This is a genomic window from Novosphingobium umbonatum, assembly GCF_004005905.1.
In the GTDB taxonomy this organism is placed as follows: Bacteria; Pseudomonadota; Alphaproteobacteria; order Sphingomonadales; family Sphingomonadaceae; genus Novosphingobium; species Novosphingobium umbonatum.
Genome location: NZ_SACO01000082.1, coordinates 1 through 255, shown reverse-complemented (window position 1 = coordinate 255; position 255 = coordinate 1). Strand labels below are relative to the sequence as shown.

Annotated in this window: 1 protein-coding gene; it reads left to right on the top strand. The window is 52.9% G+C overall.

Annotated elements, in window-relative coordinates; genetic code table 11:
* The coding region (locus EOE18_RS18605; RefSeq protein ID WP_164852830.1) for a hypothetical protein at positions 1-255 on the top strand (255 nt) is incomplete at both ends.

The following is a 255-nucleotide window of genomic DNA, read 5'->3' as shown; positions in this document are numbered from 1 at the left end:
TGTCATCAAGCTTGTGAGGAACGGTATTTGCCAAGCTGACGATCCGCAAATCGCTATAGAGATTAACAATATCGCCGCTCAAAAGCGCGCGATTGCAATCGACATCGAGAGACTGGAACGGCAATTGACCGACGGTGACCGCCGCATCACGCCGGAAATCATCCACAAGTTCGGTGAGCTAATGGTAAAAAATCTGCGTGATAAGAGCGCGCCAGCAAGGCGCGATTACGTCCGGCTGCTCGTCGACCGAGTCGA